This is a genomic window from Nonomuraea marmarensis (assembly GCF_043197025.1).
GTDB lineage: Bacteria > Actinomycetota > Actinomycetes > Streptosporangiales > Streptosporangiaceae > Nonomuraea > Nonomuraea marmarensis.
Window position 1 is genome coordinate 310,741 of the sequence record NZ_JBICRM010000005.1, and the last position, 24,606, is coordinate 335,346.

Sequence of the window (24,606 nt, forward strand, 5' to 3'; positions counted from 1 at the left end):
AGCGACCAGAGCGGAGGAAGGCGGCGGCGTCTGGCGACCGAGCCGCCTCACGGAGTGAGGCCATGAGCACTGAGGAGATCAGATGGGCACGCTCGGCTTCTGGAGGCTCGCGCAGGCGGATCCCGAGTGGATCGCGGCCGTGGATCCCGACGGCACGGAGCACCGCGCGGGCGACCTCCTGGCCAGGTCGAACCGCCTCGTGCACGGCCTGCGCGAGCTCGGGCTCCAGCCCGGCGACGGCATCTGCGGCCTGATTCCGAACGGCGCCGACGGCCTGGTCCTGTACCTGGCCGCGCTGCAGGCCGGCTGGTACTACACCCCGGTCAACTGGCATCTCACGGCGCCTGAGATCGCGTACATCGTGTCCGACAGCGAGGCCAAGGCCTTCTTCGTCGACCCCCGCTACCTCCGGGAGGGCGCCAAGGGAGCCGAGGCGATCGAGCCGCACCGCCGTTTCCTCCTGGGGGAGGCGCAGGGGTTCAGGCCGGCGAGCGAGTTGACCGACGGGCAGCCGGACACCGCCCCCGCCGACCGCACCGCCGGGGCCACCATGCACTACACCTCGGGCACCACCGGCAAGCCCAAAGGGGTCAGACGCCGGCTGAACGGCCTGGATCCGGACGACTCCGCCGAGCTGATGACGTTCCTGCTCGGACTGTTCGGGATGACGCCGGGCCGGCCCAACGCCCACCTGGTCACCTCCCCGAGCTACCACACGGCGGTGACGCAGTTCGGCGGCTCCGCCCTGCACATGGGACACACGCTCGTCTACATGGACAGGTGGGACGCCGAGGAGATGCTCCGGCTCTGCGAGCGCCACCGCGTCACCAGCTCCCACATGGTCCCGACCCATTTCAAGCGGCTCCTCGCGCTGCCGGAGCAGACCCGCGGCAGATACGACCTGTCCTCGCTCGCCTGGATGATCCACGCCGCCGCCCCCTGTCCCGTGCCGGTGAAATGGGCGATGCTCGAGTGGTGGGGGGACTGCGTGTACGAGTACTACGCGGCCACCGAGGGTGGCGGCACCCTGGCCACGCCCGAGGGCTGGAAGTCGCACCCGGGCACCGTCGGCACGGCCTGGCCGATCAGCGAGCTGCTCATCGCGGACGAGTCCGGCGAGCCCGTACCGACCGGCACCGCCGGGACGATTTACATGAAGATGATGGGCGTCCCGTTCGAGTACAAGGGCGACCCAGCCAAGACCGCCGCGAACCGCCTCAAGGACTACTTCACCGTAGGAGACATCGGATACCTGGACGAGGACGGCTTCCTCTACCTCTGCGACCGCAAGGCCGACATGATCATCTCCGGAGGTGCCAACATCTACCCGGCCGAGATCGAGAACGAGCTCATGGTCCATCCGAAGGTGGCGGACGTGGCCGTGTTCGGGATTCCGGACGAGGAGTGGGGCGAGCAGATCAAGGCCGTCGTCGAGCCCGCGCCCGGGATCGAGCCCTCCCCGGAGCTGGCGGCCGAGCTGATCGCGTCGCTGGAGGGCCGCCTGGCCAGGATGAAGTGGCCCAAGAGCGTCGACTTCATCGCGGAGATGCCCCGCGAGCCCAACGGCAAGCTGCTCAAACGCAAGCTCCGCGCCCCGTACTGGGAGGGACACGACCGTGCCATCTGACCCGCTGGTCGCTCAGCACGTCCTGGAGTTCCCCGGCGGCTACACGCGTACCACCGGGCCGGTGATCGGGCGGTTCCTGAGCGAGTTACGCGCCCGCCGCATCGTCGGGGTGCGCACGGCCGAGGGCAAGGTGCTGGTGCCGCCCCTGGAGTACGACCCCGCGACGGGCGAGCCGGTCACCGAGGAGTACGTCGAGGTCGGCCCGGCCGGCACGGTCACCACCTGGGCGTGGGTGCACGAGCCGCACGAGAGCCAGCCGCTCGACCGCCCCTTCGCGTGGGCGCTGATCAAGCTCGACGGCGCCGACACCGCGCTGGTGCACGCCGTGGACGCGGGCAACCCCAAGGCGCTCCAGGCGGGTACGCGGGTCTGGCCGGTCTGGCGCGACCGCCCCACCGGCCACATAACCGATATTTCGTGTTTCGTCCCCGAGGTCACGAAGATCGTGTCCAACGTGCGCGCCGAATACCGCCTCCAGGCGGGCGGCGCGCTGCGCGTCTTCCTGGAGGGCGTCGAGCGCGGCGTCCTGCTCGGCGGCCGGTGCGAGAGCTGCGACAAGGTGTACGTGCCCTACCGCCTGTCGTGCCCCGAATGCGGAAACGGCATCACGGAAACGCTCGAACTCCCCGACACCGGGACCATCACCACGTTCGCCATCAACAACCTGCCGGATCCGCGGGCTCCGCAGGTGCCGTTCGTGTCGGCGTACATACTGCTCGACAACGCCGACATCCCCATGATCGCGCTGATCGGGGACGTACCCGCGCACGAGGTGCGTCAGGGTATGCGGGTCAAGGCGGTCTGGGTTCCTGAGAGTGAGCGCACGGCGTCCATGGCGAACATCCGCTGGTTCGCCCCCACCGGCGAGCCCGACGTGGAGTTGTCATGAGAGAGGTGGCGATCGTCGCGTTCGCCCAGACGCGGCACACCGGTCACGACACCGGGCTGACCGAGCCCGAGCTGATCCTGCCGGTGATCAACGAGGTCAAGGAGCGCACCGGGCTGAAGAGGTTCGGCTTCACCTGCTCGGGGAGTTGTGACTATCTGGCGGGCGCGCCGTTCTCGTTCGTGTCGGCCCTCGACGCCCTGGGCGCCTGGCCGCCCATCTCCGAGAGCCACGTGGAGATGGACGGCGCCTGGGCCCTCTACGAGGCCTGGGTACGCCTCCAGCACGGCGACGTCGACTCGGCCCTGGTCTACGGCTTCGGCAAGTCGTCGCTGGGCGATCTGCGCCAGATCATGACGCTCCAGCTCGATCCGTACTATCTGGCCCCGCTCGGCCTCGACCAGCTCTCCTACGCCGCGCTTCAGGCCAACGCGGTCGGCGCGGACCGGAAGGAACTCGACGAGATCGTCCGGCGCAGCCGTGCGGACGGCCGGAGCAACCCGTACGCGCTCGATCTGCCCGATCCGGACGGCGCGGACTTCGCGGTCGAACCGCTGAAACTGACCGACGTACCGCCCATCACGGACGGCGCGGCCGCCATCGTGCTCGCGACCGGAGACCTGGCCGGGCGACTCTGCTCCGATCCCGCCTATATCAAGGGCATCGCGCATCGCATAGAGCCCCATTACCTGGGTATGCGAGATCTTGCCCTGTCGGCTTCCGCGGCCGATGCCGCACGTGCCGCGGGGGTCGGCAAGGGTCCGGTCGAGGTGGCCGAGTTGCACGCGCAGTTCCCGCACGAGGAGATCGTCCTGCGCGAGGCGCTGGAGCTGGGCGGCGACACGGTGATCAACCCGTCCGGCGGCCCGCTGGCGGCCAATCCGGTCATGGCCACCGGCCTCATCCGCATCGGCGAGGCGGCGCAACGCATCCTCGACGGCGACGCTCACCGGACCGTCGGGCACGCGGCCAGCGGCCCCTGCCTGCAGCACAACCTCGTGACCGTCCTGGAGGCATGATGGGAAACCGCTGTGCGGTCATCGGCGTCGGGCAGACGCACTACACGACCAAACGCCGGGACGTGTCGATCGCCGGGCTCGTGCGCGAGGCGGCGGTGCGGGCGCTGGAGGACGCCGGGCTGACGTTCAAGGACATCGACGCCGTGGTCATCGGCAAGGCGCCGGACCTGTTCGAGGGCGTGATGATGCCGGAGTCGTACCTGGCGGACGCGCTCGGCGCGGCGGGCAAGCCGATGATGCGGGTGCACACGGCCGGCAGCGTCGGCGGCTCCACGGCGCTGGTCGGCGCCGGCCTCATCCAGGGGGGCGTGCACGAGCGGGTGCTGGTGGTGGCGTTCGAGAAGCAGTCGGAGTCCAACGCCACCTGGGCGCTGTCGACGCACCTGCCGTTCAGCGCGTCGCTGGTAGTGGGCGCGGGCGGCTACTTCGCGCCGCACATCCGCGAGTACATGCGCAGATCCGGCGCCCCCGGACACGTCGGCACACTCGTGGCGGTCAAGGACCGGCTCAACGCGCTCAAGAACCCCTACGCGCACCTCAAGATCCCCGGCATCGACCAGAAGATGGTCGAGTCCACGCCGATGTTGTGGGAGCCGATCCGCTACCTGGAGACCTGCCCGTCCAGCGACGGCGCCTGCGCGATCGTCCTGTCGTCCGAGTCCGCGGTCACCGGCACGCCGGCCTGGGTGCACGGCACCGCGATGCGCTCCGAGCCGATCTTCCGGGCCGGGCGCGACACCGTCAGCCCGCAGGCGGGCAAGGACTGCGCGGCCGACGTCTACGGCCAGGCCGGGATCGCCGACCCGCGGCGGCAGATCGACGTGGCCGAGGTGTACGTGCCGTTCTCCTGGTACGAGCCGATGTGGCTGGAGAACCTGGGGTTCGCGGCGGAAGGGGAGGGATGGAAGCTCACCGAGTCCGGCGCCACGGCGCTCGACGGTGACATTCCGTGGAACGCCTCCGGCGGGGTGTTGTCGAGCAACCCGATCGGGGCCTCGGGGTTGATCAGGTTCGCCGAGGCCGCGCTGCAGGTGCGCGGGATGGCCGGCGAGCACCAGGTGGACGGCGCCCGTACGGCGCTCGGCCACGCCTACGGCGGGGGAGCCCAGTTCTTCGCGATGTGGATCGTCGGACGGGAGAAGCCCTGATGGAATTCAACCACGCTGACCTGTTCGAGGGGCTCGCGGACACGATCGGGGACAGGACGGCGGTCGTCTGCGGCGACGAGCGCCGCACCTACGCCGAGCTGGAAGCCGAGTCGAACCGGCTCGCCCACTACCTCATGGACCTCGGCGTCCAGCCGGGCCAGCACGTCGGCCTGCACCTCTACAACGGCATCGAGTACGTCGCGGGGTTGCTCGCCGCCTTGAAGATCAGGGCCGTGCCGATCAACGTCAACTACCGGTACGTCGAGGCCGAGCTGCTCTACCTATACCAGGACTCCGACATCAGGGCGCTGGTCTACGACGTGGAGTTCGACGCGCGGGTGGCCGCCGTGGTGCACCAGGCGCCGCTGCTCGACCACCTGATCTCGGTCGGCGGGGCGTCGGCGATCGGCTCGGCGGTGCCGTACGAGCTGGCTCTGGAGCGAGGCAAGCCGGAACGCGGCTTCCCGACCCGCTCGGGGGAGGACGTGTACATCATCTATACCGGAGGCACCACCGGCATGCCCAAGGGCGCGATGTGGCACGTCGAGGACCTGTTCATGGGCTTCGGCGGCGGCAACCCGTACGGCGAGCCGCGCGCCACACCCCATGAGGTCGTCGACGAGGCGGTCAAGGCCAACCCCATGGTGATGATGGCGGCGCCGCCGCTGATGCACGGGGCCGCGCAGATGGCCACGTTCATCGCGTGGTGGATGGGCTCGACCATGGTGTACGTGCGCAAGTTCGACGCCGCCGAGGTGTGGCGGGCGGTCGAGCGGGAGCGCGTGTTCACCCTGAACATCACCGGCGACGCCATGGCCAGACCCCTGGCCGAGGCGCTGGAGAAGGGCGGCTACGACGTCTCCTCGCTGTTCGTGGTCAGCTCGACCGGGGCGATCCTGTCCGGCGCGGTCCGCGACCGCCTCCAGGAGCTGCTCCCGAACATCATGATCCTGGACAACTTCGGCTCCACCGAGTCCGGCTACACGGCCTCGGGCGTGGCCGGCTCTTCGCCGGAGAAGGGGCTGCGTTACCAGCCGAACTCCGTGGTCAAGCTGGCCGTGCTGGACGAGTCGCTGCGGCCCGTCGAGCCCGGGTCCGGGCAGCTCGGGACGGTCGCCCGGTCGGGGCGGGTGGCGTTCGGCTACTACAACGACCCGGAGAAGACAGCCCGCACGTTCGTCACGGACGCTTCCGGCACGAGGTGGCTGCTGACCGGCGATCTGGCGAGCGTCGATCCCGACGGGACCGTGAACGTGTTCGGCAGGGGGTCGCAGTGCATCAACACCGGCGGGGAGAAGGTGTTCCCCGAAGAGGTGGAGGCGGTGCTCAAGGGGCATCCGTCGGTGTTCGACGCGGTGGTGACCGGGGTGCCGGACGACCGGTGGGGGAACAGGGTGGCGGCCGTGGTCGAGCCGCGCCAGGGGGTCGAGGTGACGGCCGCCGAGCTGGACGAACACTGCAGGAAGCTGTTGTCGGGGTACAAGGTGCCTCGTTCGTACGCGTTCGTGGCGGAGATGGTGCGCTCCCCCGCCGGGAAGGCGGATTACCGGTGGGCCAGAGAGACCGTGGAGGCTACCGGTTTGTGAGGCGGTGTAGCTCGTCCTCGACCGCCCGCAGCTCGTCGCTATCGCCGGCCTTCTCCAGGATCCTCAGCCTGCCGCGCAGCACGTCATCGAGCAGCTCGGCCAGGTCCCTCTGTTCGGGGACCAGGTCGCGGAGGAGGCCGGCCGAGACCCGCAGGGCGGCGTCGGCGGCGTCGTCCCTGCCCAGCTCCTGCTGGCAGAAGCCGAGCCTGGCGTGCGCCACGGCCCTGGAGAGCTCGTCACGCGTCACCTGCGTGCCACGGTGGAAGACGAGTCCCGCCTCCAAGGCCCGGCCCGCCTCCATGAGCGCGTCGCCCAGCATGAGCATCGCCCTGGACAGCAGCCCCGCCTGCAGCGGGTTGCCCGGCGCGAACCGCTCCAGCGCCGCGACCGCCTCCCGCAACGGCTGGACCGCGTCCGCGGCCAGGTCCCGCATCCGCAGCGCGGCCGCCAGCGTGAGGCAGGCTCCGGCCCGGCTGGTGTGCAGGGCCTGCGCGTTCATGCCGGTGGTCAGCAGCTCGTCGTAGATCGCGATGGCCTCCCGCGCCCTCGCCTCGGCCTCCGTCCCGCCGTCCAGCCGCAGCAGCGGCAGCAGCTCGGAGCTCTGCGCCAGCGAGTCGGCCAGGATCGCCCGGTACGTGAGATCGTCCGGCGACCTCCTGGCCTGCGGGATCAGGCCTTCCACCAGCGTGTTGGCCGCGGCCAGCGCGCCGAGCATCATGTGGCACCTGGCGAGCCGCTGGGTGGCCAGCGCGTGCTTGACGGTGCCCTCGGGGTGGCCGGTCGTGGCGATACCGGCGTACTCGGCGGCTTCCTCGGGGCGCCCTTCGGCCATCAGGTCGTCGGCGACCACTGCGGCGGTCTCGGCCGCGGCCAGCGGGTCCGGCAGCCGGGCGAACAGCCGTACGGCCTCCACGAGGTGCGCCAGCGCCTCCTGCCTCCTGCCGAACGCCCGTAGCACCTGCCCGCGTACCTGGATGGCCTGAGCCCGTATGTGCGGCTGCTCCTCTTGGGCCCGGTTAAGTTCGGCCAGCGACCAGGTGATCGCCTCCAGGGCGGCCTGCGGGCGGTCGAGCAGCGCCAGTGCGGCGCCGAGCCGGGCGTAGGTGGCGGCCGCGACGGCGGGGTCGTCCAGCTCGTCGCAGAGATCGGCGGCCCGCTCGCAGTGGGCCAGGGCTTCGACGGGGCGGCCTTGTTCGAGCAGCTTGACGGCGTAGAGGTTCAAGGTGTCGGCCAGCGGCCTGCCCGGCTCCCCGGCGCCGAGCAGATCGACGGCCTGCTCCAGCACGGCGAGCTCCGGGTGAACCGGACCGGCTGGGGCGGCACGACTCGGAGCGGTTGCGGCGGCGTTCGCCAGGCGGGCCAGGGCGGCCAGCGCCATGCCGAGGCGGCCACGGTACTCGCTGGAGACGGCGGCGAGCTCCCTGTAGACCCGAACGGTCAGCTCAGCGCCCAGTGCCGCACTCGCGGCGTCACCCTCCCGAGCCGCGGCGTCGCTGAACCGGGCCAGACACTCCCCGAACCTGTCATGCACCTCGGGGTCGCCGCTCAGCGGCACCTCCCGCTCCAGCGCGTCAGTGAACGAGGTGAGCGACGGCAGCAGCCCAGCCGGATCCGCACCGGACATGTCATCCAGATAACCGGACAGCTCCTCGATGAGGATGTCGAGCACCTCCGCCCCGGGTAGCGGCCGGATTTGCAGTATGCGGGCATGCAGCCCGACTCCCGCAGCCGGTCCTTCCTCCTCGACCCGCAGCCTGGCCAGCCGGATCAGAGCCAGCAGATGCACGTTGACCAGATCGGGCGGGACGGACCGCTGCTCTTCCAGCAAGGCGGTGCCCTCGGCCAGCTTCGCCCCGGCCGCCTCGTTGTCGTGCGATTCGGCCAGGCACAGGCCGCCGAGCTCCAGGCAGGTGGCGGTGAGCAGGTGTTCGGCGGGCTCCGACGGCATGACTTCCAGCGCCCGGGTGACGGATTGGCGTGCGCCTTCCACGTTCTGCCTGGTGAAGCGGATCCCGGCCTGGAGCCGCAGCGCCCCGGCGAGGGCGAGGGGAGGTTGGAACCGTTCGGACACGAGCTCGGCGTACAGGTCGACGAGCCGGTCGGCGGCCGACTCGGCGTCGGACGGGCAGGCGGCGCGGGACAACGCGACCGTCTCAAGGATCACCAGCTCGGCCAGCTCCAACCTGAACGCGAGGCTCGTCCCGGTCTGTGGCTCGTAGGACTCGATGGCGGTGAGCAGATGCGGTATGGCCTCCTTGTGCCGGCCGAGCGCCACGAGCGTGCGCCCGAGCGCCGCCGCGACCATGCCCACGGCGATCGCATGCGGCCGGTCGGGCCCGGTGGTCGCGTGCGGCCGGTCAGGCGCGGCGATTGCGTTTGGCCGGTCAGGCCAGGCGTGCCGCTGCAGCAGCTCAGCGGCCTGCATCGCGAGCACGAATCCATCCGCCGCCCGCCCCACGTCCGCCCAGACCCGGGCAAGCATGGCCTGAGCGGAGAGATACGCATGAATCTCCTCAACTCCCGGCGAACCCGCACTCTCGACGACCTTCCTCCGCTCGGCCAGCAACTGCTCCGCCCTGACCACGGCCTCCTCCGGCGGCCGCTCGCTGACCAGCGCCAGCATCCAGGGCCGCTCGTCACCACGCTCACCGGCCGGCCGCATCCTCCCGAGCCGTTCATGATCGACGGTCAGCACCGACTGCAGCCGCCTCAGCCTGACCCCCACCTCGGACCGTTGGCCCAGGTAGAGGTCACCCTCCGCGCCCAGCACGTCGTACAACTCGGCGGCGATCTCCAACTGCGCCAGACCGTCCACGGGCCGGCCGATCTCGTCCAGGCACAGGCCGAGCAGCTGCCTGGCTCTGGCCTGCGTGGCGGTGTGCCGCTCCGCCGCCACGCTCATGGCCTCCTGCAACGGACCGAGCGCCTCCTCAGCCCGGTCGTCGACCAGCAACAGCTCACCCAGGTCGAGCAACTGCCCGGCCAGGTGGGGGCGGTGCTCGTCGGGCTCCAGCGCGACCAGCGCACGCAGATTCCGTACGGCCTCCGCGGCGGACCGCACGGCGGCGTCCAGGTCATCCCGGCGAGCATGGAGCCTGGACAGCAGGCCGGCGGCCTCCGCGAGCAGGTACCGAAGTCCGGGCTCCGAACTTGCCAGGCCACGCAACCGCACGACGGCCTCGGCGGCCGGAACGAGCGCATCGGCCGCCCTGTCCCGCCCCGCCAGCCAGTCGGCCAGGAGGTGGAGACGGTGGGCCACGTCCCGGTTCGTGGGGGCGGCGTTCTTGACGGCGCTGGTGGCGGCGACGGCGAGACCCGCGGCCAACTCTGGCAGCGCGCCCGCGCCCGCCTCCTCGAACGGCGCCAGCGGTTCGGGCGCCGCACCCGCGGCCGGCGGTTGCCGCGTCGCGCCCGGCGATGCGTCCGGTGCCTGGGTGGTGGCCTGGTCCGCGTGGATCGGTGGTAGCACGGACAGGACGCCTGCCAGGTTCGCGGCGAACTCGGTGTCACCACCCGCCGCCTCGAACGCCTCGACGGCCTCGCCCAGGCGACCGACCTCCAGCAGCGCGCACGCCAGGTTGTGATGCGCCCGCGCGGCCTCCCCGGCGTACCCCGGATCGTCCTCTGCCAGGATGCGGAACCTGGCCGCCGCCTCCTGCGCGGGCTTGAGCGCGCCGCCGGACTCGCCCGCCAGCAGCAGGCCCGCGGCCAGGTTGAACAGCGCCTCCGCCCGCCCGGCCGCCTCCTCGTACGGGGGAGCGGCGGCGAAGATCTCAGCGGACTCCGCGGCCACGACGACCGCCTCACCCACCCTGCCCACAGCAGCCAGCCGCCCGGACAACACCGACAGAGCTCTCGCCAACAAGATCCGCTCACCCGTGGCCCGGCGATGCCGCACGATCAGCTCACCAAGCGTCACATCGAGCGCCCGCAACCCAAACCGCACATCCCGCCGCACTGACAGCGCAGCACCGGCCCCGATCGCCTCTGGTTGTGTGGCAACGGCCGCGGCGAGTTCGCGGTCGCCCGGGAACAGGTCGAGCGCGGCGTTGAGCACGTCGCCGAGCCGGGTGGCGGGCGCCGCCGCGGCCTCCGTGACCAGCGCGCCGATCCTCGCCGCGACCAGCGACCGCAGGGCCGACCTGACCGGCTCCCTGTTGGCGGACAGCCGCAGGACGTCGAGCAGCCGCACGAGGTGCTCGACCGTGCGACCTTCATGATCGTGTACGGCGAGTACGAGCGCGTCCAGATCCTCCGTCTCGGCCAGGAGCTGCTCGGCCACGAGGTCCGGGCCAAGGGGCGCCAGCCGTTCGCCACCAGGAAAGATCCGGCCCAGCCAGGCGGCCACGTGCAAGGTGCGCCCGCGGAGCCCGGCCGCGCTCATCGCCCGGCTGTGCAGCCCCGGCACGGCCGTCAGCAGGCCGGGCAACTCGGCGGGCGTGGGCGCGCTGAGCGTGAGCACCGCCACGGCCTGCCGCGCCGTCACGCCGTCCACGCGTTCGTGCCCGTCGGGCCAGACCCGCGCCCACTGGTCGCACTCACGCGCGAGGAACCGGCTGAGCAGCCCATCACCCACTTGTGCGCCACCACCGAACAGCGGTATCGGCTCGCCGCCGCCACCGCTCAGGGACGTCGGCCCGCCGCTGTCACCGCGTAGGCGCATCGGCTCCGTGCTCGCCTCGGCGTCGGAGCCGTGCGAACGCCCCGCCTCCTCGTCCCCGTCGCGCAGGCGCAACAAAGCGGCCAGATGGACGCGGAGCGGCAGACCGTACTCGGGGTCGTCGAGACGGGGCGGGGCAGGCAGGGCGGCGCGGCTGGGCGCGAAGGCATTCATGGCCCCGAGCGCGTGCTCGGTGCGTTCGGTAAGCGTCAAAGGGTGGGCGTTGAGCTGGACGGTCGTGGTGTTGAGGCGCCGTAGCCAGCCGCCCGACGCCGTGTCGAGCCGCCGCCACCACTCGGCGTCGCCGGGCTCACGGGCCAGCAGTAAAAGCCGGATCCGGGGGTTGCGTTCATGCTTGGCCAGCCGCCGTACCAGCTCTCCCACCAGCGGTGAAGACGGCTCCGGGTGGTCGATGACCAGCAGCGTCGGGCGCAGGGCGGCCAGGCTTGTGGCTCGCGCGGCCAGGGGCGCGCAGACGGAGGTCAGGGGGAGGAATCCGGCGTCCCAGCCGGCCGCTGCCAGCTCCGTGCACAGCTCGCCCGCCAGCCTGGTCTTGCCGGTGCCGCTCCGGCCGGTCAGCACCGCGATCGACAGGGCGGACGGTTCCGCGGCCCAGGCACGCAGGGCCGCCAGTTCCTCGTCTCTCCCCATGAACGGCACCACCGCGTGCCGCGCCATCAGCAGCGGCCAGTCCGGGCAGTCCTGCGGCAACTTCTCACGGGCCGGAGCCAGCATGCCGGGCAGGATCACCGCCGGGTCGCCCTCCGCGACCGTTTCGAGCCGGCCGGGTGCCACGCCCGCCAGCTCGCGGAAGCGCTCGTCGCTCAGCAGCGCGGTCACCGGTACGGCGTCCAAGCGGCGCTGAGCGTACCCGGCGATCACGCCGATGAGCTGCCCGGCGGGCTCGGCGAGCAGCACGGCGCCCGACATGCCCCGCCAGAGCGAGGCGGGCACCGCCTCGGGGCTGAGCACGCTGACCGTCAGCGCCTTCGACACCGCGCCCGTAGGGGCTTCGACCAGCCCGGACAACGTCTCCGCGGCCTGCGGATCAGCCCGGTGCCCCGGAAACCCCCTGGCCACGCAGCGCAACCGGTAGCGGCCCTGCTGATCAGGCCTGGCCCAGCGGACGTGGTCGATCCCCGGCACCTCGCGCCACGGCGAATCGGCCACCCGCAGCAGCACCGCGCCCGCCTCGCCGCGCCCCCGCCACACCTGCTCGGCCGCCACCCACCGAGCAGACCACGGCGCGCGTACCTGACACGGCGCATCGGGATCCACCACGTGCCCGGAGGACAGCACCAGATCGGCACCGATCACATAACCAGACCCGGTCACCCCGACGAGGTCGTCGTGACCCGAGTAGACCTCGACGACCCGTTCGAGCCCGAGGCGGTGCGGTGGCGTGTCCATGGGGTCCGCCTATGTGGTACTTCCCGACGTGCCGTCCTCGATCAGATCTCACTATCGCACTATGGAACGGAAATTTCCTGGCTTGTCAGGCCTTCTCGGTCGTGAGCCACGCCGCCAGCCCCAGGTACACGAGCCCGCTGCCCACGTCCAGCCGCCGCCGCGCACGGGTCGACCTGCGTACCCGACCGGCCAGGGCCGAGGCGAGCATCGCGTACGTGCCATCCGAAGCCATCCCGAGCACCAGCCACAACAGCCCGAGCAACAGGATCTGCGGCCCGACCGGCCCCACGTCGGGGTTGGTGAACTGCGGCAGGAACGCCAGGAAGAAGATGGCCGTCTTCGGGTTGAGCACGTTGACCACGAACCCCTCCCAGAACAACCGCCGCTTCGACTGCACCCGCAGCTCGATCGGCTCCTCGGTCTCACCCCGCCGCATCAGCTTGCGTACGCCGAGCCAGAGCAGGTAGGCCACGCCCACGTACTTGACCACGGTGAACGCCGTGGCCGAGGCGGCCAGCAGCGCGCTGATGCCCAGGGCCGCGGCGCCGATGTGCACCAGTGAGCCCGTATGCACGCCGAGCACCGAGATCAGGCCCGCCGAGCGGCCTTGCGAGACGCTCCTGGTGACGATGTAGAGGACCGCCGGCCCGGGCACCAGCAGCAGCCCGAGGGTGGCCGCGCAGAAGACGGCAAGTGTTGGAATGTCCGGCATGGGGCCATCGTAGGGCTGGCGTCAAAGGCTTTCTCGCAGGGCCTTCACCAGTGCCTCCGTGGCCGGGGGATGGGGTGGTTCGCCGTAGACGGCGGCGTACACGTGCCTGGTCGAGCCCGGCACCTCTGCCACCTCCACGTCCGGGTTGCGGTGGGCCCTGAGCGCGAGCCCCGGCAGCATCGTCAGGCCCAGGCCCGCCGCCACCAGCGCCTGCACGGCCACGATGTCGTCGCTGGTGAACGAGATCCGCGGCTCGAACCCCGCCTTCTCACAGATGTCCAGCAGGTGGCTGCGGCACCGGTCGCACCCCGCGATCCACGAGGACTCCGCATGGTCGGCCGGCTCGCCCGCCGGGCCGTTCGCCACCAGGTAGCTGGGGTCGTCGAGCAGGTGGACCAGGTGCAGGCCGTTGTCCTCGGGGGCGGTGTCGTCGTACCGGAAGATCACCGCCACGTCCACCCGCCCCGCGCGCAGCAGCCTGAGCGCCTCCGGCGGCTCGGTCTCCGTGAGCTGCAGGCGCAGCCCGGGGTGGGCGCGGGCCAGCAGCCCGGCCGCCTTCGGGATGAACGTGCCCAGCGCGGAGGGGAAGGCGGCCAGCCGCGCCCGCCCCGAACGCAGCCCCACGTGCGCGGCGAGCTCCTCGGCCGTGGCGTCGAGGCGGCCGATGATCTCCGCGGACCGCTCGGCGAGCAGCCGGCCCGCCTCCGTGAGCCTGATGCCGCGCCCCACCCGCTGTACGAGCCGGGCGCCGGTCTCCGCCTCCAGCCGGGACAGGTGGTGGCTGACCGAGGGCTGGGAGTAGTGGAGCTCTTTGGCGGCCGCGGTCAGCGAGCCCTTGCGAGCGATCGCGACGAGGACGCGCAGGCGTACGACATCGAGCATTCATCAATCGTATCTATGTATGGCCCAGAAAACTTCTGTTGGACCTATCGGTCAGGACGTAGCACCGTAGAGAGGGAAGTCAGGTTATCGTCTTTCCCTAGGGGAATACCATGGATATGGCGACCATCACCACCGCCAGACCCGGACTCGACGCACTGGTGTCCGGCATCTCCGAGATCGTCGGCCTGCGGCGAACGCCCCGCGAGACCGCCTACGCCGTCGCCGACCTGCTCCGCGACCGCCTCCCCGGCCTCGGCCTCCTCACCCCGCAAGAACGCGAGGGCTCACCCGACACGTACGTCTCCCACCTGCTGCACGCGCGGGACGACTTCTCGATCGTCGCGGTCGTGTGGCGCCCCGGCCAGTACACGGTGATCCACGACCACGTGTCCTGGTGCACGTTCGGCATCCTCAGCGGCATCGAGCACGAGACCCTCTACCGGGACATGGGCGACCACCTGGTGGAGATCGGGCGGGCGGACAACCGGCCGGGCGAGGTCAGCGGGTTCGCGCCGCCGGGGGACATCCACATGGTGCGCAACATCAGCGCGGAGGTCGGGGTGTCGCTGCACGTGTACGGCGCCGACGTGAGCAGGCTGGGCAGCAGCGTGCGCCGCGTCTACGACCTGCCCGTCAGGTAACCCTCCAGCCGGTCGGCCAGCTCCGCGGGCCTGGCCAGCATGGGCGAGTGGCTGCCGTCGATCTCGTCGGGCGTGATGCCGAGCCGGTCGCGTACGACCTCGCGCATGAAGTCGGGCGTGAAGAACCGGTCGTCGCGGCACAGCAGGAACCTGGTCGGCACGTCCGGCCACTTGTCCAGCGGCCACGGCTCCGCCAGCGCCTTGTCGGCGTGGTTGCGCCCCTTCGTCAGCAGCTCTTCCGCCAGCTCCTTGGGCACGTCGTGCAGGAACAACCCGATGGGGTCGTCCATGTCCTTGTGGCCGAACCCCGTGTTGCCCCACCAGTCGGACGGCGGCTCCCCGGGGGCCGGGATCATGGCCGTCACCAGCACCAGCAGCTCGGCGGGAATCCGGGCGCACACGAGCGGGCCGACGAAGCCGCCCCACGAATGCGCCACCACGACCAGGTCGCGGCGCTCCCCGACGGCCGCGGCCACGCTGTCGGCGTAGTCGAGCAGGCTGGCCGACTCGTCCTCGACCGGCAGGTCCACCGCCACCACGTCATGGCCGCGGCCGCGCAGCTCGGCCTCCAGCAGGTGCCAGTCCCAGGCGGAGCCTCCGCCGCCGTGGATCAGCGCGAACGTCGCCATTGTGCATACCTCCAGATCATGAGCCGGGCAGGCGCGTCTGGAAGGCCAGCACCCCCACCCAGGCCGGCTTGACGGCGATACGTCCCATCCTGACACCTGGCCGAGGGCCCGGGGACGTCGGTGGTGACGGGATAGTGCGCCGATTTCCGGGCCCCGCGATGAGTTCCTGACGCCGGGCGAGTCTGTTCATGCGCACGCCGTACCGAAGGAGCGATCATGGAACCGACCACGAAGCTGGACGCGCGGTTCAGCGCCGAGGCGGCTCTGGTGTTCGCGGTCGCGCCGGACAAGGTGCTGGGCTTCCGCAAGGGCGTCTACAGCCAGACGCGCTGGCGCTGCTAGATACGAAAATTTATTTGCGAAAATTCTCTTTCGCTTCTAGGCTGGTGCCATGCCTGCCGAGAAGACCCACCGCATCAAGGACCTCGACACGCTCAAGGCCCTGGGGCACCCGCTGCGCATGAAGCTCTACCGCGCCCTCAACGTCGCGGGCACGGCGACCGCCTCGCAACTCGCCGACCAGGTCGACGAGGCCGTCTCGCTGGTCAGCTACCACCTGCGCAAGCTGGCCAAGCACGGCATCATCGAGGAGGCGGAAGAGGGCCGCGGGGACGCCAGGGAACGCTGGTGGCAGCCCACGGCCACCGCCATCAGCACCAGGGACGAGGACTTCCGCGACGCCCCCGAGCGCGCCGCCGTCCACATGGCCGTGTCGCGCATGCACGCCCGCCAGCGCAACGAGATGTACGAGAGCTACCTCGACACGCAGGCGGCCTGGCCGGACGACTGGCGCAGCGCGGCGTTCAGCTCCGAATACCCGATGGCGCTCACGGCCGAGGAGCTGCGGCGGCTCGGCGAGGAGATCAACGAGATCGTGATGAAGTGGCGGGCCCACGGGACTTCGGCCCGCGAGGCGGGCGACACGGAGGGCCGGGAGAACGTCGTCGTGCACACGTACGGCTTTCCGTTCCGTACCTGAGGAGGGGTGATGTATCCAGAGTTATACCTGTACGTCGAGCGCGTGCGAGCCCGCGAACTGCAAGCCGAGGCGGCGCGCCACCGCCGGGAACGACGGCCATCCGTAACCTGGGAGACGCGCCTGGGCTGGGTCCTGGTGGAGACGGGCCTCCGGCTCGTGCACCGACGTGCCTAGTCCAGCCCGGGCTGGTGCCGGATGGCCACGGCATCCCTGATGGCCCAGTGGTGAGCGGGGCTACTCGACGATCTCGAAACCGTTGCCGTCCGGGTCGCGGAAGCCGAACATCGGCGGGACGCCGGCCCACAACAGCAGCTCGCCCACGTCCACCCCGCGCGCCACCAGCTCCTTGTGCAGCGCTGCGGCGTCCGTCGCCGTGAGCCGGATCCCCGTCTCGACGCCGGCCGGCACTTTCGGGGACGCCGGAATGAGCGCGATCGAAGTGGCCGATCCCGGGGCCGCCACCTCGATCCACCGCCCGCCGAGCTGCTCGAGCGGGGCGTCCAGGCGCTTCTCCAACCCCAGTACGCCCACGAAGAAGTCAACGGCGCGGTCCTGGTCGGTGACGGGTACGCCGATGGTCCGCACGCCGGTGATGCTCACTTGTTCGCCCACTTCGGGCCTCCTTTTCGCGGTGCTCATCGGGTTAGACCGGTGAGCACAGCGAAACTCATCGCCGCTCGCCCAGTTTCGGGCCGGGACTAGATGCCCAGTGCCGAGGGGAGGCTCAGCTCGCGCAGGAAAAGGGCCTCCGTGGTGGCCACCCGGCGCAGCTCCTCCAGGTCAACCCGCTCGTTGGGCGCGTGGATGGCCGCGTCCTCGTCCTCCGCCCCGAACAGCAGGATCTCCGCCGCGGGGAACTGCTTCAGCAGCGTGTTCACCAGCGGGATCGACCCGCCCGCGCCCACGTCCCGAGGCGGCCGGCCGAAGGCGCGCTCCATCGCCCGGTTCAGGGCCGCGCGGGCCTTGCCGCCCGAGTCCGCCTGGTAGCCGGACCCCACCGTGAAGTCCCCGAACGCCACCTGCGCCCCCCACGGCGCCACCTGCCGCAGGAACTCCACCACCGCGTTGACCGTCGTCTTCGGGTCCCCGGCCGGAGGCACGCGCACCGTTACCCGGGCCCGCGCCGCCGGCTGGACCGCGTTCACGGCCCCGGACACCGTCGGCACGTCCAGGCCGGTCACCGTGATCGCGTACGACGACCACAACCGGTCCGCCAGCGAACCCGAGCCCACCAGCGAGACCCCGTCGAGCACGCCCGCCGTCTTCCTGAACTCCTCCTCCGACGGCCCCTGCCCCAGGAAGTTGCCCCGCGGCAGCCCCGGGACGCGGATGTCGCCGTTGTCGTCGTGCAGCGAGGTCAGCATGCGCATCAGGGCTGCCAGCGCGTCCGGGGCGGCGCCGCCGAACGAGCCGCTGTGCACCGCCTCGCGCAGCGTGCGGACCTCGATGGTGAACGCGGCCATGCCCCGCAGCGACGTGGTGACCGCCGGGTCGCCGACGCGCGGGTTGCCGGTGTCGGCCACCACGATGGCGTCGGCCCGCAGCAGGTCGGGGTTGCGCTCCACGAACGCCTCCAGGCGCTCGCCCGCGTATTCCTCCTGGCCCTCGATGATGACCTTGATGCCCACGGGGAACCGCCCCTGGAAGGCCCGCAGGGCGGTGATGTGCGAGATGAGGCCCGACTTGTCGTCCGCGCAGCCCCGCCCGTACAGCCGGCCGTCGATCAGGGTCGGCTCGAACGGCGGTGTGCGCCACGCGGCCGGGTCACCGGCGGGCTGCACGTCGTAGTGCGCGTAGAGCAGGACGGTGGGCGCGCCGGGCGGGGCGGGGGCCTCGCCGTAGACGGCGGGGAAGCTGCCCTCCACGGCGACCTGCTGGACGCGCGGCAGGCCGACGGAACGCAGCAGCTCCTCGGTCATCGCGGCGGCGGCGAACACCGGCTCTTCCGGGTGTCCGGGGAAGGCCACGGACGGGATGGCGGCGAGCCGCCTGAGCTCCTCGACGGCCTGTGGCATCGCGGCAGCGACAGCGCTCTCGATCTGGTCAGGAGTCACGGGACGGTCCCCCGGGGTTGTTCTCTGCGGTTCTCGACTGTTGGGAACCGGTTCTGGGCATTTTGCTCTCATTGGATCACAGAAGGCTCCGCAGTGCGGATACCGGCATGACCCGCGCGCCAATCTACATGCGGATTTCGTCGTCGTTACATTGGGGTTCTGCGGATCTCGATTATCCTGCATAGTGCTGCGACCGATTCGCTTGGCAAACCGCAGGTGAGCATGCAGACTGTGGGAAGTTCAGACACGAGGGAAGATAACCATGACGCAGCCGGAAAACGACGTCCTCAAGGCCGCGCAAGACAACCTGTGGTTGCACTTCACCAGGCACAGCGCCTACCAGCAGTCCGAGATCCCGACCATCGTGCGTGGTGAGGGGTCCTACGTCTACGACATCCACGGCAAGCGCTACCTCGACGGCCTGGCCGGGCTGTTCGTGGTCCAGGTCGGCCACGGGCGGCAGGAGCTGGCCGAAGCCGCCGCCAAGCAGGCCCAGGAGCTGGCCTTCTTCCCGTTGTGGTCCTACGCGCACCCGAAGGCGGCCGAGCTGGCCCAGCGCCTGGCAACGTACACTCCCGGTGACCTGAACCGCGTCTTCTTCACCACCGGCGGCGGCGAGGCGGTCGAGTCGGCGTGGAAGCTGGCCAAGCAGTACTACAAGCTGGTCGGCAAGCCGCTCAAGCACAAGGTCATCAGCCGCCAGATCGCCTACCACGGCACCCCGCAGGGCGCGTTGTCGATCACCGGCATCCCGGCGCTCAAGGAGATGTTCGAGCCGCTCGTGCCCGGCTCCATCCGCGTGCCCAACACCAACCACTACCGCGCCGACGAGATCTCCGGCATCAAGGGCATGACGCCCGAGGAGTACGGCTTCTGGGCCGCCGAGCGGGTGGCCCGCGCCATCGAGATGGAGGGCCCCGACACGGTGGCCGCCGTCTTCGCCGAGCCCGTCCAGAACGCCGGCGGTTGCTTCCCGCCCCCTCCCGGCTACTTCCAGCGGCTGCGCGAGATCTGCGACGAGTACGACGTCCTGCTCGTCTCCGACGAGGTCATCTGCGCCTTCGGCCGGCTCGGCACCATGTTCGGCGGCCAGAAGTTCGACTACGTGCCGGACATCATCACCTGCGCCAAGGGCCTGACCAGCGGCTACTCGCCCATCGGCGCCATGATCGCGCACGAGCGGCTGTTCGAGCCGTTCAAGAACGGCGACACCATGTTCGCGCACGGCTACACGTTCGGCGGCCACCCGGTCTCGTCCGCCGTCGCGCTGGCCAACCTCGACATCTTCGAGCGCGAGGACCTGCTCGGCCACGTGACGGAGAACGAGCCGCTGTTCAAGGCCACCCTCGACGGCCTGCGCGACCTGCCGATCGTCGGCGACGTGCGCGGCGCCGGCTACTTCTGGGGCATCGAGCTGGTCAAGGACAAGACCACCAAGGAGACGTTCAACGCCCAGGAGTCGGAGCGGCTGCTGCGCGGGTTCCTGTCGAAGGCGCTGTTCGAGGCGGGCCTCTACTGCCGCGCCGACGACCGCGGCGACCCCGTCATCCAGCTGTCGCCGCCGCTGATCGCGGGCCCCAAGGAGTTCGACGAGATCGGCTCCATTCTCCGAAACGTGCTCACCGAGGCGTGGGCGCGCCTCTAAGACCCTCAATCCGGTACGACGGCGTGCTGGTTCGCGAAAGGATCCACTCATGAAGATCGGCGTTCCCGCCGAGGTCAAGAACCACGAATACCGTGTCGCCGCCACCCCGGCAGGCGTGCACGAACTGGTGCGCAACGGCCACGACGTACTCGTCCAGCGAGGCGCGGGCCTGGGCTCGCACATCACGGACGAGGAGTACCTCTCGGCGGGTGCGAAGATCCTCGACAGTGCCGACGCCGTCTGGGGCGAGGCGAACATGGTGCTCAAGGTGAAGGAGCCGATCGCCGAGGAGTACCACCGGCTGCGTGCGGGCCTGGTGCTGTTCACGTACCTGCACCTGGCCGCCTCCCGCCCGTGCACGGACGCGCTGCTCGGCGCGAAGACGACGGGCATCGCGTACGAGACCGTGCAGGTGGGCAACGCGTTGCCGCTGCTGGCCCCGATGTCCGAGGTCGCGGGCCGGCTGGCGCCGCAGGTGGGCGCGTACAACCTGATGCGGTTCAACGGCGGGCGGGGCGTCCTGCCCGGTGGGGTGCCCGGCGTGGCGCCCGCGAAGGTGGTCGTGATCGGCGGCGGCGTGTCCGGGCTGAACGCGGCCCAGATCGCCGTCGGCATGGGTGCTGACGTGACCGTGCTCGACACGAACGTCGACCGCCTGCGCTTCATCGACGCCATCTACCAGGGCCGGCTCAAGACCCTGGTCTCGACGTCGTACGCGATCGAGCAGGAGGTCCTGCAGGCGGACCTGGTCATCGGCGCGGTGCTGATCCCCGGCGCCAAGGCCCCGACGCTGGTCTCCAACGACCTGGTCTCGCGCATGAAGCCGGGCTCGGTGCTCGTCGACATCGCCATCGACCAGGGCGGCTGCTTCGAGGACTCGCGCCCGACCACGCACGCCGCGCCCACGTACAAGGTGCACGGCTCGGTCTTCTACTGCGTGGCCAACATGCCGGGCTCCGTGGCCAACACCTCCACGTACGCCCTGACGAACGCGACCCTCCCGTACGCGGTCAAGCTGGCCAACCTGGGCTGGCGCGAGGCGCTGCAGAAGGACAAGGGGCTCGCGGGCGGGCTCAACACGCACGACGGCCTGCTGACCAACCAGCCGGTCGCCGAGGCGCTCGGACTGCCCTACACGCCCGTGTCCGAGCTGGTCTAGTCAGGAGGGTACGGCTCGGCCGCCGTGCCCTCCACGATCTCGTCCGGGGTGAGCTGCTCCCTGGCCGTCGTCACCGCCCACCGGTGCCCGAACGGGTCGCGCAACACGCCGTACCGTTCGCCCCAGAACATCTCCCGCACCGGCAGCTCCACCTCGGCCCCCGCCGCCACCGCCCGCTCGGCCACCGCGTCCGGGTCGGCCACCTCCAGCAGGATCAGCACCGGGCTCCCGCCCAGCGTCGGCGGGGCAAAGGCGCCGAGCGCGGGCGTCTCCTCGCTGACCAGCAGCCGCCCCGCGCCGAGCTGCAGCTCCACGAAGAGGATCACCCCGGTGGGCAATGTGTTGCGGAACACCTCCACCGCCCCGAGCCCCTCGCGGTAGAAGGCGATGGCCGCCTCGGCGTCGATCACGAACAGATGGGGGCACAACCCCTGCGGCCGAAGCGATGTCATGTGATCAGCCCTGCCTCTCTCGCCGCCGTCACCAGGCGGGCCAGCAGCGCCGCCTCGGTCCGCGCGGCCTGCTCACCCTGCGGGGTCAGCCGGTAGTAGCGCCGCCTGGCGTCGTGCGGCGCCGCCGGGTCGCCCTCCTCGGACTCCACCACCAGGCCGTCGGCCACCAGGCGGCTGATGGTCCGGTAGAGCGTGCCGGGACCCAGCCGGACCGCGCCGCCGCTGACCTCCTCGACGAACCGCATCACCGCGTAACCATGCCCGGAACCGCTGGCCAGCGCGAGGAGCACGTGGAACCCGGCGGCCGTGAGCATGATTGACACGATAGCACCACAGTGGTTATATCCATCTTGGATACAACCTTAGGGGGAGCGATGGCGCTCAGCATCAGCCAGGTCACCATCTACGTCGAGGACCAGCAGCAGGCGGTCGACTTCTGGACCGGCAAGATGGGCTTCAAGGTCACCACCGACATGCCGTACGGCGCGGACCGCTGGATCGAGGTCGAGCCGCCGGGCGGCGGCGCCCGGCTGGTCATCTTCAAGGCCGACCCCAACTGGCCCGGGCTGGCCAAGGACATGCCCAACTACGTGCTGTTCCACGCCGACGACATCGTCCAGACGCATCGTGAGCTCGCGGCGCGCGGCGTCGAGTTCACCCAGGAGCCCAAGCAGGAGCCCTGGGGCTGGTCAGCGGTCTTCAAGGACGACGCAGGCCACCTGTTCCACCTGGGACAGCGCTAACGCACACCCAGCCGTCGCCGCAGGTCGCGGGCGGTGGCCAGGACGTGCTGGATCTCGCCCGTGCTCGGCCACGGCGCGCTGCCCGGGCGCAGCAGCGTGCCGCGCACCGACGCCAGGTGCTCGATCGCGCTCGCGTGCACCCCGCTGCGCGCCACCAGCCACCCGATCACGTCCGAATGGTCGTGCAGCGGCCTGGTCACCAGGTCCCACGTGCCCAGGACCTCCGTCAGATCCGCCACGGCCAGCGGCACGCCGCCCCGGCGCCCGGTGGCGGCCGCGGCCAGCTCGGCCCTGGCGGCCAGCTCGGGCTCGGCGGGCCGCCCCCACGCGGGTGGCGGCGGGTCGGACAACCATTCCTGCGCCTCGCCGTGCTCGCCGGCCACCGACAGCAGTCCGCCCAGCTCGACGGCGGCCCCGTGGTGCCCGGCCCGCGCCGCCTGCCGGAACCAGTGTTGCCCCCCGGCCAGGTCGCCGAACTCGGCGATGAGCAGCAGGCCGTAGTCGTAGGCCGACTCGGCGTCCCCGCCGGCCGCCGCCCTGCCGAACCAGTGGCTGGCCGCCGCGCAGTCGCCCAACTCCACGCACACGAACCCGGCCATCCGCTGGCCCTCGATGCGCCCCGCCGCCGCGGCCCGCTCGAACCAGGCGCGGGCCGTACGCAGGTCGCCCCTGGACAGCGCGACCCCGCCGAGCCGGGAGGCGGCGCCCGGGTGCTCGCTCTTGGCGGCCAGCCGGTAGTAGACCTCCGCGCCCTCGGGGTCGCGGCTGGCGTGCAGGTAGAGGCCCATGCAGTACGCGGACTCGGCGTGGCCGCCCCTGGCCGCGTATTCCCACCAGCGCACGGTCTCCTCGTCCTCGCCGGCCGAGTACGCCAGGAAGCCGAGATCGTACGCCGAGGCCACGTCGCCGTCGCCGGCCGCCTGGCGGTGCCACTCGCGCGCCGCCGCCAGCTCGCCCGCGTCCTCGCACAGCAGCGCCAGCCGGCGAGCCGCGGTCCTGGACCCGGCCCTGGCCGCGCTCTCGAACCAGCTCCTGGCCGCCTCCAGGTCGCCGCGCTGCTCCAGCAGGAGCGTCGCCAGGTTGGCCGCGGCCTCGGCGTCGCCGGTGCCGGCGGCGATCTCGTACCAGCTGACGGCCTCCTCCAGGCTGCCGTGCTTCTCGTGCCAGATGCCCAGGTTGTAGGCGCTGTCGATGTTGCCGCCCGCGGCGGCCCGCTCCCACCAGAGCCGGGCGGCCGCGCGGTCGCCGTGCTGGGCGTAGAGCTTGCCGAGCCGGTGCGCGGCCTGCGCGTCGCCCCCCTGCGCGGCGGCCAGCAGCTCGGGTTCGTCTCCCACGCGCGGGGCCGGTACTGCCACCTCTCCTTGCCAGGCCATGGCGACAGCGTGGCACGTGATCGCGCGATCGCGAACGGTAATCGCCGACAAGGCCCTACGAGAAGTTGATGAAGCCCGTATACATGCCCATCCCGCAGACGTACCGGAGCGAGCCGGGCCGTTGCGGCGGCAGCCGCACGGTGGCCGGCAGCGCCACGTCGCGCCCGCCGATCGCCACCGTGCCGGTGCACCCCCGGTCCATCAGCTTGAAGACCACCTCGACCGGTACGCCCGCCCGCGCCGTCACCATGGCCGGCCGGTAACCGTCGCGGGTCGCCCACACGGTGACCGTCTGAGCCCCGGGTCCCGACACGGGCGGCGCAGCGGCGGGCGACCAGCCGCCCAGGCTCACCCCGGCGCCGATGGTCCACAGCCCCGCGCCGATCGCCACGACCCCGGCGAACCTGGCCAGCCTGGTCCGGGAGACGCGCCGCAACACGTACCCGAGCAGCGCGAAAGCGGGAGCGCTGCCGACCACGAACCCCGCCATGGCCGCCGCCCCCGTCACCGGAGAGCCGCTGGAGACCGCGATCATCTCCACGCCGAGCGTCACGCCGCAGGGCACCAGGATGGTGGCCGCGCCCAGCAGGGGCGCCTTGTACTTCGAAGGAGGCTCGGTCTCGGGCGTCGCCGCGCAGTGCCCGCGCCTCATGAGCCGGACGGCGAAGACGATCACGGTGACGCCGGCCGCGACGAGCAGCACCGCCCGCGCCTGCGGCGGCAGGCTGACGGCCGAGCCCAGCAGCCCGAGCAGCGCCCCGACAGCGGTGTACGAGGCCAGCCGCCCGGCCAGGAACCAGCCCACCATCGCCGGATCGCGCCCGTGGTGCCGGTCGACCAGTCCCATGAGCAGCCCGCCCTGGGCCGCGGCGCATGAGGCGGTCCCCGCCAGGAGCCCGGCGGCGACACCGCCCGCGAACAGGGTTGTCGTGCTCAGTGACCCACTCTCCTATGGAAGCCGTATACGAAACGTAACGCTGCTCCACGGATGCGGCCAGTGA

General features: G+C 71.2%; 22 protein-coding genes. 12 read left to right on the top strand and 10 right to left on the bottom strand.

Annotated elements, in window-relative coordinates; translation table 11 throughout:
* The first annotated feature begins 82 nt into the window (after positions 1 to 82).
* The 5 genes from ACFLIM_RS10725 to ACFLIM_RS10745 are packed head-to-tail and all read left to right on the top strand — an operon-like array spanning position 83 to position 6,266.
* Positions 83 to 1,627: an acyl-CoA synthetase gene (locus ACFLIM_RS10725; protein ID WP_393164318.1), complete on the top strand. Its 1,545-nt coding sequence runs from the start codon at positions 83 to 85 to the stop codon at positions 1,625 to 1,627.
* Positions 1,617 to 2,516, top strand: coding sequence for a Zn-ribbon domain-containing OB-fold protein (locus tag ACFLIM_RS10730; protein ID WP_393164320.1), 900 nt, complete (start codon positions 1,617 to 1,619; stop codon positions 2,514 to 2,516). The genes ACFLIM_RS10725 and ACFLIM_RS10730 overlap by 11 nt, the downstream gene beginning before the upstream one ends.
* Positions 2,513 to 3,532 carry a thiolase domain-containing protein gene (locus ACFLIM_RS10735; protein WP_393164321.1) on the top strand — a complete coding sequence of 340 codons (1,020 nt, stop codon included), beginning with the start codon at positions 2,513 to 2,515 and terminating at the stop codon, positions 3,530 to 3,532. Before ACFLIM_RS10730 ends, ACFLIM_RS10735 begins: the two co-directional genes overlap by 4 nt.
* On the top strand, positions 3,532 to 4,680 hold the full coding sequence (locus ACFLIM_RS10740; RefSeq protein ID WP_393164430.1) for a thiolase domain-containing protein: 1,149 nt from the start codon (positions 3,532 to 3,534) through the stop codon (positions 4,678 to 4,680). The genes ACFLIM_RS10735 and ACFLIM_RS10740 overlap by 1 nt, the downstream gene beginning before the upstream one ends.
* Positions 4,680 to 6,266, top strand: a complete 1,587-nt coding sequence (locus ACFLIM_RS10745) for an acyl-CoA synthetase (RefSeq protein WP_393164322.1) — start codon at positions 4,680 to 4,682, stop codon at positions 6,264 to 6,266. The genes ACFLIM_RS10740 and ACFLIM_RS10745 overlap by 1 nt, the downstream gene beginning before the upstream one ends.
* On the opposite strand, the gene ACFLIM_RS10750 is transcribed toward ACFLIM_RS10745, so the two are convergent.
* From ACFLIM_RS10750 to ACFLIM_RS10760, 3 genes are all read right to left on the bottom strand, one after another.
* Complete coding sequence (locus tag ACFLIM_RS10750; protein ID WP_393164323.1) at positions 6,253 to 12,336, bottom strand: hypothetical protein; 6,084 nt, start codon at positions 12,334 to 12,336, stop codon at positions 6,253 to 6,255. The genes ACFLIM_RS10745 and ACFLIM_RS10750 overlap by 14 nt on opposite strands.
* Before the next feature lie 85 nt (positions 12,337 to 12,421).
* Entirely contained in the window at positions 12,422 to 13,048 is a 627-nt protein-coding gene (locus ACFLIM_RS10755; RefSeq protein WP_393164324.1) for a LysE family translocator, read from the bottom strand.
* A 21-nt stretch (positions 13,049 to 13,069) separates the two neighbouring features.
* Entirely contained in the window at positions 13,070 to 13,930 is an 861-nt protein-coding gene (locus ACFLIM_RS10760) for a LysR family transcriptional regulator (protein ID WP_393164325.1), read from the bottom strand.
* 110 nt (positions 13,931 to 14,040) lie between these two features.
* Here ACFLIM_RS10760 and ACFLIM_RS10765 point away from each other — a divergent pair, with 110 nt between their 5' ends.
* The gene (locus ACFLIM_RS10765) at positions 14,041 to 14,571 is read left to right on the top strand and encodes a cysteine dioxygenase family protein (RefSeq protein WP_393164327.1); all 531 of its coding nucleotides are present in this window, start codon (positions 14,041 to 14,043) and stop codon (positions 14,569 to 14,571) included.
* Here the strand turns inward: ACFLIM_RS10765 and ACFLIM_RS10770 are convergent.
* Entirely contained in the window at positions 14,550 to 15,200 is a 651-nt protein-coding gene (locus ACFLIM_RS10770) for an alpha/beta fold hydrolase (RefSeq protein ID WP_393164328.1), read from the bottom strand. The two genes, ACFLIM_RS10765 and ACFLIM_RS10770, sit on opposite strands and share 22 nt — an antisense overlap.
* Positions 15,201 to 15,416: 216 nt before the next feature.
* On the opposite strand from ACFLIM_RS10770, the gene ACFLIM_RS10775 reads away from it, so the two are divergent.
* From ACFLIM_RS10775 to ACFLIM_RS10785, 3 genes are read left to right on the top strand one after another with little or no spacing between them, the layout of a single operon-like run.
* The gene (locus tag ACFLIM_RS10775) at positions 15,417 to 15,542 is read left to right on the top strand and encodes a hypothetical protein (RefSeq protein WP_393164329.1); all 126 of its coding nucleotides are present in this window, start codon (positions 15,417 to 15,419) and stop codon (positions 15,540 to 15,542) included.
* A gap of 49 nt (positions 15,543 to 15,591) precedes the next feature.
* The gene (locus ACFLIM_RS10780) at positions 15,592 to 16,179 is read left to right on the top strand and encodes a winged helix-turn-helix domain-containing protein (protein ID WP_393164331.1); all 588 of its coding nucleotides are present in this window, start codon (positions 15,592 to 15,594) and stop codon (positions 16,177 to 16,179) included.
* 9 nt (positions 16,180 to 16,188) lie between these two features.
* Complete coding sequence (locus tag ACFLIM_RS10785; protein ID WP_393164332.1) at positions 16,189 to 16,353, top strand: hypothetical protein; 165 nt, start codon at positions 16,189 to 16,191, stop codon at positions 16,351 to 16,353.
* Positions 16,354 to 16,413: 60 nt separating this feature from the next.
* Here ACFLIM_RS10785 and ACFLIM_RS10790 read toward each other — a convergent pair whose 3' ends face one another.
* Together ACFLIM_RS10790 and ACFLIM_RS10795 are read right to left on the bottom strand one after the other, a co-directional pair.
* The gene (locus ACFLIM_RS10790) at positions 16,414 to 16,791 is read right to left on the bottom strand and encodes a VOC family protein (RefSeq protein ID WP_393164333.1); all 378 of its coding nucleotides are present in this window, start codon (positions 16,789 to 16,791) and stop codon (positions 16,414 to 16,416) included.
* 86 nt (positions 16,792 to 16,877) lie between these two features.
* Positions 16,878 to 18,233, bottom strand: a complete 1,356-nt coding sequence (locus tag ACFLIM_RS10795) for a dipeptidase (protein ID WP_393164334.1) — start codon at positions 18,231 to 18,233, stop codon at positions 16,878 to 16,880.
* A gap of 262 nt (positions 18,234 to 18,495) precedes the next feature.
* On the opposite strand from ACFLIM_RS10795, the gene ACFLIM_RS10800 reads away from it, so the two are divergent.
* Complete coding sequence (locus ACFLIM_RS10800; RefSeq protein ID WP_393164336.1) at positions 18,496 to 19,878, top strand: aspartate aminotransferase family protein; 1,383 nt, start codon at positions 18,496 to 18,498, stop codon at positions 19,876 to 19,878.
* Between the two features lie 49 nt (positions 19,879 to 19,927).
* Positions 19,928 to 21,037 (top strand): alanine dehydrogenase, encoded by a 1,110-nt coding sequence (ald, locus tag ACFLIM_RS10805; protein ID WP_393164338.1) that lies wholly within the window; start codon positions 19,928 to 19,930, stop codon positions 21,035 to 21,037.
* On the opposite strand, the gene ACFLIM_RS10810 is transcribed toward ald, so the two are convergent.
* A complete protein-coding gene (locus ACFLIM_RS10810) occupies positions 21,034 to 21,489 on the bottom strand; it encodes a VOC family protein (RefSeq protein WP_393164340.1) in 456 nt (151 codons plus the stop codon). The two genes, ald and ACFLIM_RS10810, sit on opposite strands and share 4 nt — an antisense overlap.
* On the bottom strand, positions 21,486 to 21,803 hold the full coding sequence (locus ACFLIM_RS10815; protein ID WP_393164341.1) for a PadR family transcriptional regulator: 318 nt from the start codon (positions 21,801 to 21,803) through the stop codon (positions 21,486 to 21,488). Before ACFLIM_RS10815 ends, ACFLIM_RS10810 begins: the two co-directional genes overlap by 4 nt.
* Positions 21,804 to 21,863: 60 nt before the next feature.
* Here ACFLIM_RS10815 and ACFLIM_RS10820 point away from each other — a divergent pair, with 60 nt between their 5' ends.
* Positions 21,864 to 22,232, top strand: coding sequence for a VOC family protein (locus ACFLIM_RS10820; RefSeq protein ID WP_393164342.1), 369 nt, complete (start codon positions 21,864 to 21,866; stop codon positions 22,230 to 22,232).
* On the opposite strand, the gene ACFLIM_RS10825 is transcribed toward ACFLIM_RS10820, so the two are convergent.
* Positions 22,229 to 23,587 (bottom strand): tetratricopeptide repeat protein, encoded by a 1,359-nt coding sequence (locus ACFLIM_RS10825; protein ID WP_393164344.1) that lies wholly within the window; start codon positions 23,585 to 23,587, stop codon positions 22,229 to 22,231. The genes ACFLIM_RS10820 and ACFLIM_RS10825 overlap by 4 nt on opposite strands.
* A 73-nt stretch (positions 23,588 to 23,660) precedes the next feature.
* Entirely contained in the window at positions 23,661 to 24,542 is an 882-nt protein-coding gene (locus ACFLIM_RS10830) for an urease accessory protein UreH domain-containing protein (RefSeq protein ID WP_393164431.1), read from the bottom strand.
* Positions 24,543 to 24,606 lie beyond the last annotated feature (64 nt).

What these genes read in the sequence shown, in the direction of transcription:
- ACFLIM_RS10725 (WP_393164318.1), top strand. Translation starts at nt 83, where the DNA reads ATGGGCACGCTCGGCTTCTGGAGGCTCGCGCAGGCGGATCCCGAGTGG.
- ACFLIM_RS10735 (WP_393164321.1), top strand. Translation starts at nt 2,513, where the DNA reads ATGAGAGAGGTGGCGATCGTCGCGTTCGCCCAGACGCGGCACACCGGT.
- ACFLIM_RS10740 (WP_393164430.1), top strand. Translation starts at nt 3,532, where the DNA reads ATGGGAAACCGCTGTGCGGTCATCGGCGTCGGGCAGACGCACTACACG.
- ACFLIM_RS10745 (WP_393164322.1), top strand. Translation starts at nt 4,680, where the DNA reads ATGGAATTCAACCACGCTGACCTGTTCGAGGGGCTCGCGGACACGATC.
- ACFLIM_RS10750 (WP_393164323.1), bottom strand. Translation starts at nt 12,336, where the DNA reads ATGGACACGCCACCGCACCGCCTCGGGCTCGAACGGGTCGTCGAGGTC.
- ACFLIM_RS10755 (WP_393164324.1), bottom strand. Translation starts at nt 13,048, where the DNA reads ATGCCGGACATTCCAACACTTGCCGTCTTCTGCGCGGCCACCCTCGGG.
- ACFLIM_RS10760 (WP_393164325.1), bottom strand. Translation starts at nt 13,930, where the DNA reads ATGCTCGATGTCGTACGCCTGCGCGTCCTCGTCGCGATCGCTCGCAAG.
- ACFLIM_RS10765 (WP_393164327.1), top strand. Translation starts at nt 14,041, where the DNA reads ATGGATATGGCGACCATCACCACCGCCAGACCCGGACTCGACGCACTG.
- ACFLIM_RS10770 (WP_393164328.1), bottom strand. Translation starts at nt 15,200, where the DNA reads ATGGCGACGTTCGCGCTGATCCACGGCGGCGGAGGCTCCGCCTGGGAC.
- ACFLIM_RS10775 (WP_393164329.1), top strand. Translation starts at nt 15,417, where the DNA reads ATGGAACCGACCACGAAGCTGGACGCGCGGTTCAGCGCCGAGGCGGCT.
- ACFLIM_RS10780 (WP_393164331.1), top strand. Translation starts at nt 15,592, where the DNA reads ATGCCTGCCGAGAAGACCCACCGCATCAAGGACCTCGACACGCTCAAG.
- ACFLIM_RS10785 (WP_393164332.1), top strand. Translation starts at nt 16,189, where the DNA reads ATGTATCCAGAGTTATACCTGTACGTCGAGCGCGTGCGAGCCCGCGAA.
- ACFLIM_RS10800 (WP_393164336.1), top strand. Translation starts at nt 18,496, where the DNA reads ATGACGCAGCCGGAAAACGACGTCCTCAAGGCCGCGCAAGACAACCTG.
- ald (WP_393164338.1), top strand. Translation starts at nt 19,928, where the DNA reads ATGAAGATCGGCGTTCCCGCCGAGGTCAAGAACCACGAATACCGTGTC.
- ACFLIM_RS10810 (WP_393164340.1), bottom strand. Translation starts at nt 21,489, where the DNA reads ATGACATCGCTTCGGCCGCAGGGGTTGTGCCCCCATCTGTTCGTGATC.
- ACFLIM_RS10815 (WP_393164341.1), bottom strand. Translation starts at nt 21,803, where the DNA reads ATGCTCACGGCCGCCGGGTTCCACGTGCTCCTCGCGCTGGCCAGCGGT.
- ACFLIM_RS10820 (WP_393164342.1), top strand. Translation starts at nt 21,864, where the DNA reads ATGGCGCTCAGCATCAGCCAGGTCACCATCTACGTCGAGGACCAGCAG.